Below are 7,244 nucleotides of genomic sequence, written 5' to 3' on the forward strand. Positions count from 1 at the left end.
CGACCGTTCCGACACGTTCCTCGCACAACGCGTTCAGGATGAGACAGCGCCGCGGACCGATCGGTCCGCGGCGCTGTCTCATCCTGAACGCGTTGTGCGAGGAACGTGTCGGAACGGTCGCTCCGACTATCCCGAAGCAGGCGTCATTCCGGCAGGGCGACGAGTTCCTGGTCTTCCTCCCGGGCGTTCGCACCTGTCGCCGTCCGGTCGAAGTGGAAGAAGGCCATGCGCGCCTCCAGGTCGGCGCCGAGACGCGAGAGTTCCTCCGCGCCCTGGGCGAGGCGCTCCGCCGCGGCGGCGATCTCGCCCATCTGGCTCCGCATGGTCACCCCCATGGAAGCGGCGTTGTTCACCTTTCCCGCCATGTCCTGCACGGCCCCGGCGATCTCCTCGCTCGACGCGGCCTGCTCCTGGGACACGGCGGCCACGTCCTGGGACGCCATGGCGATGTGCTCCAACGCCTCCAGAATACGGCCAATGCGGACCTGTGCCTCCCGGGCGCGCTCTTCCGCGGTCTTGCCCAGGTCCCGGTTGCGCTTTGCTCCGGCGAGGACCGAGTCCAGATCCCTGGTGATGATGCCCGCCAGCTCCGCGATGTTCCGCGAGGCACCGTTGGACTCCTCCGCCAGCTTCCGCACTTCCTCGGCGACCACGGCGAAGCCGCGCCCCGCCTCGCCCGCCCGGGCCGCCGCGATGGCGGCGTTCAGCGCGAGCAGATTCGTCTGGTCCGCAATGCCCGTGATCTGGGACACGAACTGCTGGATCTTGGCCGCCCGCTGGGCCAGATCCTCCGCGGCCTTCGCGGAATCCTCCACCTCGCGGGCCATGGCGGTGATGCTCTCCGCGGTGGACTGCACCGCCTCGAGCCCCGCGTCACCGGCGTTCTTCGCCTCGTTCACCTGCTCCGCCACGTCGCCGCCCCGCGTGGCGGAAGTCTGCGCTCCCGCGGCGACCTCCTCCACCGAGGCGTTGATCTCCTCCCCCGCGGCGGCGAGGCTCTCCATGATGTTCCCCACCTGCTCCGCCCCGGCGCGGGATTCCTCGACCCCCGCGTTGGTCTCCTCCGCGAGGGCGGAAAATTCCTCCGCCGTGGAGGCGATGCCGTCGGCGGTCTCCGCCACGGAACCCACGGCGTCGCGCAATGCAGCAGCCATATGCTCCAGCGCGGCGGCGATGCGGGCCACCTCGTCCTTGCCCTCCTCGGCGAACTGCACCGTCAGGTCACCTCCGGCGAAGCGGTTCACGAGCCCTTCAAGTCGTCCCAGAGGACGTGTCAGCCCCAGGGTGACGAACCACCCCACAAGCAGGGCCAGCACCAGTGAGGCGACGGTGAGCAGCAGAAGAGTCTGCGCGGCGCTTTCCCCCTCGGCGAGAGTGGCCTGTTCCAGGGCCTCGGCGTTCTTCTGCAGATGCTCCGCAAACTGGAGAAGCAGACGCTGGTAGGATGCGCTCGCGGGAGCGGCCTGCTCCTGGTAGAGGGCGTAGGCCTCGGCGTTTTTGTTCTCCATGGCCAGATCCACCGCGCCCTTCCGGGCGGAGCGGTAGATCTGGGCGGCGTCGCGGATGTGCATGAGCAGGTTCCGGGAGCGCTCGTCCAGTTCGCTCTTCTCGATGGTGGTCAGGTTCACCTCCACCAGACCAACCATCTCCTCGAAACGGGTGAGAATGCGCTTTTTCTCCTCCGGATCGGAACTCAGAAGAAGGGCAAAGGCCTGCCCCTCCGCGAGAGCGGCCTGGGCGCGGATCTCCTTGGCCGCCAGAGCGGGAATCATGGCGTCCTCGTACAACTTCTCCAGGCTCTCGCCGGAATCGCGGGCCGTCTGGTACCCCACGAACCCCACCAGGGCCGTGAAGGCGAGAGAAAGCAGAATGAGCAGAAACACCTTGCCGAAGGTTTTGACATTGCGGAGCCAGGACATGGGATCACCTCATCGAAAAAGAGATGGCGGCGGCGTCTCGAAACCGGCCGGAACCGGCCGAATACGTCCCACATCACGAATGTTCCGCCCCGTCGCACGAGAACACGGGAGAAAGCCCCCGCGACGACAAGGGACATTGTCCCACAAAACCAGGTCTGAAGTCATGTAACAAAACGACTTTTGTCCCGGAGCAAAGGGACAAGAGCCTCACACTTGTGAAGAAAACCTCAGAGAGTGTAGCGAAAAAACCATATACTGTCCACCATGTTTGTTCATTACGTGACAAAGGGACCATGTCCCGGCGGCGAAGCCTCCGGAAAAGATCTTCCCTCACGAAAGCGGAGCGGAGAGCGCCCCGGTACGCGGCGTAAAAACGAAAAAACCCGGCGGTGAGCGTCTCCGCCGGGCCGTGGTCATTGTGTTTTCCGCCGTCCCCGCGTCACCGGGAAGAGCGGGGCAGGGCGGCGAGACCACCCGGAGCGCTCTTCCCGCCCCGGGCGGGTCCTTCCGCCGTCTCCTCCATGCGGAAGAAGGCCATGCGCTCCCGAAGGGCGGCGCCGAGACGGGAGAGTTCCTCCGCCCCCTGGGCGAGGCGTTCCGCCGCAGCGGAGATTTCGCCCATCTGATGCCGCACGTTCGCCGTTCCGGAGGTGGCATCGTTCACCTTGTTCGCCATGTCCTGCACGGCCCCGGCGATCTCCTCGCTCGACGCGGCCTGCTCCTGGGACACGGCGGCCACGTCCTGCGAGGCGGCGGAAATCTGTTCCAGCGCCTTCAGAATCCGGTCGATGCGCACCTGTGCCTCCTGGGCGCGCTCCTCCGCGATCTTGCCCTGGCTCCGATTTCGCCTGGCCCCGGCGAGAACCGAATCCAGGTCCCTGGCGATGATGCCCGCCAGCTCCGCGATGTTCCGCGAGGCGCCGCCCGATTCCTCCGCCAGTTTCCGAACCTCCTCGGCGACGACGGCGAAGCCGCGCCCCGCCTCGCCCGCCCGGGCCGCCTCGATGGCGGCGTTCAGGGCCAGCAGGTTCGTCTGGTCCGCAATGCCCGCAATCTGCGCCACGAACTGCTGAATCTGAGCCGCCCGCTGGGCCAGCTCCTCCGCGGCCTTCGCGGAGTCCTCCACCTCGCGGACCATGGAGACAATGCTCTCCGCAGTCTCCTGCACGGCTTCGAGCCCTGCGTCACCGGCGCTCTTCGCCTCGTTCACCTGGGCAGCCACGTCGCCGCCCCGCGTGGCGGAGGTCTGCGCTCCCGCGGCGACTTCCTCCACCGAGGCGTTGATCTCCTCCCCAGCGGCGGCAAGGCTCTCCATGAGATTCCCCACGCTTTCCGCCGCAGCCCTGGACTCCTCCACCCCGGCATTGGTCTCCTCCGCAAGAGCGGAGAACTCCTCCGCCGCCGCGACGAGTCCTCCCGCGGACTGCATCACGTGCCCCATGGCCTCCCGCAGGGCATCCGCCATGTTCTCCAGCGCACCGGCGATACGGGCCACCTCGTCCTTCCCGGTGTCGGAAAAGTGCACCGCAAGATCCCCCCCGGCGAAGCGCTCCACCAGCCCCTCCAGACGCGCCAGAGGGCGCGTCACGCCCCGGGTGATCACCCATCCCGCAAGCAGGCACAGCACGAGCGCCGCCCCGGTGAAAAGCAGCAGCATCCGGGTGGCCCGTTCCCCGGCGGCGAGCGTCTCCTTTTCCATCGCCGCCGCATCGCGCTGAAGATCTTCCGCGAGCTGGAGCAGCAGATTCCGGTAGGACCTTGCCGCCGGGAGGACCTCCGCCAGAAAGAGGGCGTAGGCCTCGTCGTTCTTGTTCTGCATGGCCAGGTCCACCACGCTCTGCCGGGCTGTCTGATAGGCTTTCCCGGCCTCGCGGATGTCTTTGAAAATTTCCTTCGCCGCCTCGTCGAGATCACTCTTTTCGAGAAAGTTCTGATTTTCATCTACCAGGGCATCAGCCTGCTTCATCTGCGCTAGAAAGCGATCATTCTCGGCCTCGTCGGTGGTGAGCAGCAGAGCCAGGAGGTTTCGCTCACCCTCAATGGCCTGAGTGCGGGCCTCCTTGGCCGCCAGGGCGGGAAGCATGGCATTTTCGTAGAGATGGTGGATATTTTCTTCGGCGGTTCGGGCCGTCCGGTACCCCAAAAAACCCACCAGAGTAGTGAAGAAGAGAGAAAGGGCCACGAGAAGGAAAATCTTGCCGAAGGTCTTGACGTTACGGAACCAGGACATGGCGATCACCTCATCTCAGAATATTCTGGTTTTGTCAATGCAAATTTGATCACCAGGGACAGCCGAATTTTGACCACCCCGGTCATTCTTCCGCGGCCGCCGTTTTGAGTTGTATTTGGCTTCTCTTTCTTCCCTCCCTCAGGGTTTCCTTCAGTCTGTAACTTTCCCACGTGCACTCGATGATGTACGCCTTGTGGGTCATCCGGTCGAGCAGAGCCGCCGTCATGTTCGGATCCCCGAAGACCTCCGTCCAGCTTCCGAATCCGAGATTCGTCGTCACGATGACCGATCCCCGCTCGTGCCGTTCCGCGAAGACCTGAAACAGCAGTTCTCCGCCTTCCTTCGAAAAGGGAACATATCCCAGTTCGTCCACGATGAGCAGGTCATACCGAGTGTACTTGCCCAGAACTCGGGCAAGGGTCTTTTCTCCCCGGCTTTCCAGAAGTTCGTTGACGAGATTGCAGGCCGTGGTGAACCGGACCCGAAGGTTCTTCCGGCAGGCTTCTCTTCCCAGGGCTGTGGCAAGATGGGTTTTCCCACACCCGCTTTTACCCAGGAAGAGAATGTTCCGGTGTCGGGAGATATAGTCTCCGGCGGCCAGTTCACCGATGAGTCTTCTGTCAAGCTGCGGCGCTTCTTCGAAGGCAAAACTCCCCAGAGTTTTGACCAGGGGGAAACGGGCTTCTTTCAACCGCCTCTTTTCCCTGTTCTCGAAGCGGATCTGGAGTTCCAGTTCCGTGAGTTCCAGGAGGAATTCCTCGTAGCTCACGCCCCGTTCTTCGGCCTGACGGAGCCGTTCTTCGAGGTGTCGGGCGGCATTGCCGAGGGTCAGGTTCTTCAGGTTCTCGTGAAGCTGCAGAAGGCGCCCGGTGTTCATCGTCCGGCCTCCAAGACGGAATAGACGGATACGTCCGCCGCGGGGAGGACGGTCCACCGCTCCGACTCAAGGGACGTGGGCGTTTCTTCCTGTCTTTCGGCCGACTCGAGGAGATGGCGGATTCCGGCGGCGTCGCTCAGTCCGTTTTTCAGGGCCTGCGAGGCGGCGGCTTCCACCCGCTTTTGCCCGTAACGCCTCGCGAGGAGCAGCACGTCGATGAATTCCTTGATTCCCCGGTTTTCTCCCTGTCGCGCCTGGAATTGTTCCAAAAGGGAGTTCAGAGAGTCGCTCCAGGTCTTTTTCCACTCCGAAAGGGGCCGGGCGTCCCGGAAGGCTCCGGGACGTTCCCGGAGGAGTTCGAGGTAGTGGTCCGCCTCGAGAACCCAGTGGTTGTTTCCGTACTTTCTTCCGTGGACGGCGAGCCGCTTTTCTCCGCTGTAGAGTGCGACCTCGTCCACGGTGAGCAGTGCCCGGAGGGGCCGGCCGGCGTAGGCGGCGGGGACGGAGTACCGGTTCTTGTCCACCATGACGGTGGCGTACTTGTCCGCCTTCACCGAGACGGTCTGTTCGTTGCCGTAGGGATGGCGGGGAAGGGGGATGAGGATCCTCTTTTCCGCATCGTGCAGTTCCCGTATGCTCCCCTCCCGGCCGGTCATCCTGTGGGAACCGTAGGCGATGCATTCTTCCAGCAGTCTGTCGTTGATGCTCTCCAGGCTTTCTCCCCGGGGAAGGGGAACCAGGAAGTTCCGGCGGGCGAATCCGACGAGCCCCTCTACTCCGCCCTTTTCGTTTCCCCGACCGGGAGAGCAGAAACGGCTCTCGAAGGTGTACCAGGAACGGAACCGGACGAAGCTTGCCTGTTCTTTCCGCTCTTTTCCGAGAAGCACTTTTTCCACTGCCGCCGTCAGGTTGTCAAAGATCATTACGGGAAAGACGCCTCCATAATAGAGAAATCCACGGCTCAGTCCGTCGAAAAACGCCTGCTGCCGTTCACAAGGGTAGAGGCGGACGAAGGGGTTTCCCGAGTACTTCGATCTCATGCAGAAGATTTTTACCCGCACGGCCTCTCCGCCGAGGAGAACCGTGGCACTCCCCCAGTCGACCTCGGCTTCTCCCCTCGGAGAGGGCTCAAGAGGCACGAAGGCTTCGCTGCTTTTCAGACCGAGGCTTCTCTTGACCGAAGATACGTGACGGCGCACCGTCGTTTCGCTTCCGGTAAAGCCATATTCGCTCACCAAACGGGTATATATCCTTTTTGCCGTATGGGCGCTGCTTCTTCGGGCTTTCAATGTCCTCTTTCAGCCATCGGTAAATGATTTCGTGATAGGGACCGAGCACCGGAGAAGGCTGGATCTTTCTTGGGGAATAGCCCGTGAATTCACCACGAAGCACTTTCTTCACGGTGTTTCGAGAATGTCCGGTTTCCCTGGCTATTTCGCTCACATTCTTTCCGTACACCCGGTGAGCGGTCCGTATGTATTCGTATTGGTCCACCTTCAGCATCCTTTCTCCTCCGGTCTCATCGTCATGGTGTGCGTTCTCGACGATGATATCCGGAGCGATGGTCAGGTGGTCAATTTTCGGCTAGCGTTCCCTCAAAAAGTGATCAATTTTAGAATGCCAAAACCAATATTCGGGATAGCGCGATAAGAGAACGATAAAGGGGCCTCGAAAAATACCACGCCGATCTCGGAAAAACGTGATTCGCTCGAGATCGAGAGAGAGTAATTTCTACTCGACCAGCGTTTTCTAAGGAAGCTCTGAATAAAGACCTTTCGCTTGTCCTTGCACTCGGGTCGCATCAGGCTCTGCGAGGCGCCCTGCGGGGCTGACGCAGCCTTATTCAGAGGTTCCCTAAAGCAAAACACTCCTTGCGCTCCGCTTTGTGCAAACCACCGCCGCAGGCATTTTCCGCCCGCACGTTTCCTTCTCGCACACTCCGTCTCTATGCCTCCCTTCCTTGGACCCCGGGAAACCGTGGGCGTACCCGCACGGCATCCGCTCCTGCGGGCGCACCAGCAGGGATATAAAACGACAGAAGTGAAACTGCGACACAACCAGGGACGACCAGGGATAACCAGGGATAACCAGGGATAACCAGGGACGACCAGGGATAACCAGGGATAACCAGGGACGACCAGGGATAACCAGGGACGACCAGGGATAACCAGGGATAACCAGGGACGACCAGGGATAACCAGGGACGACCAGGGAAAAC

Annotated in this window: 5 protein-coding genes; all 5 read right to left on the minus strand. The window is 62.3% G+C overall.

Going from position 1 to position 7,244, the window contains the following annotated elements; all coding sequences use genetic code 11:
* Positions 1–143: 143 nt before the first annotated feature.
* Positions 144–1,919 (minus strand): methyl-accepting chemotaxis protein, encoded by a 1,776-nt coding sequence (locus Q1K49_RS05910; RefSeq protein ID WP_300523941.1) that lies wholly within the window; start codon positions 1,917–1,919, stop codon positions 144–146.
* Between the two features lie 439 nt (positions 1,920–2,358).
* Entirely contained in the window at positions 2,359–4,149 is a 1,791-nt protein-coding gene (locus tag Q1K49_RS05915; protein WP_300523942.1) for a methyl-accepting chemotaxis protein, read from the minus strand.
* An 82-nt stretch (positions 4,150–4,231) separates the two neighbouring features.
* On the minus strand, positions 4,232–5,026 hold the full coding sequence (istB, locus tag Q1K49_RS05920) for an IS21-like element helper ATPase IstB (RefSeq protein WP_300523944.1): 795 nt from the start codon (positions 5,024–5,026) through the stop codon (positions 4,232–4,234).
* Positions 5,023–6,315: an IS21 family transposase gene (istA, locus tag Q1K49_RS05925; protein WP_300523946.1), complete on the minus strand. Its 1,293-nt coding sequence runs from the start codon at positions 6,313–6,315 to the stop codon at positions 5,023–5,025. Before istA ends, istB begins: the two co-directional genes overlap by 4 nt.
* A 656-nt stretch (positions 6,316–6,971) precedes the next feature.
* A partial coding sequence (locus tag Q1K49_RS05930) for a hypothetical protein (protein WP_300523948.1) occupies positions 6,972–7,244 on the minus strand: 273 nt, incomplete at its 5' end.

The organism is Aminiphilus sp., from assembly GCF_029975095.1.
Lineage (GTDB): Bacteria > Synergistota > Synergistia > Synergistales > Aminiphilaceae > Aminiphilus.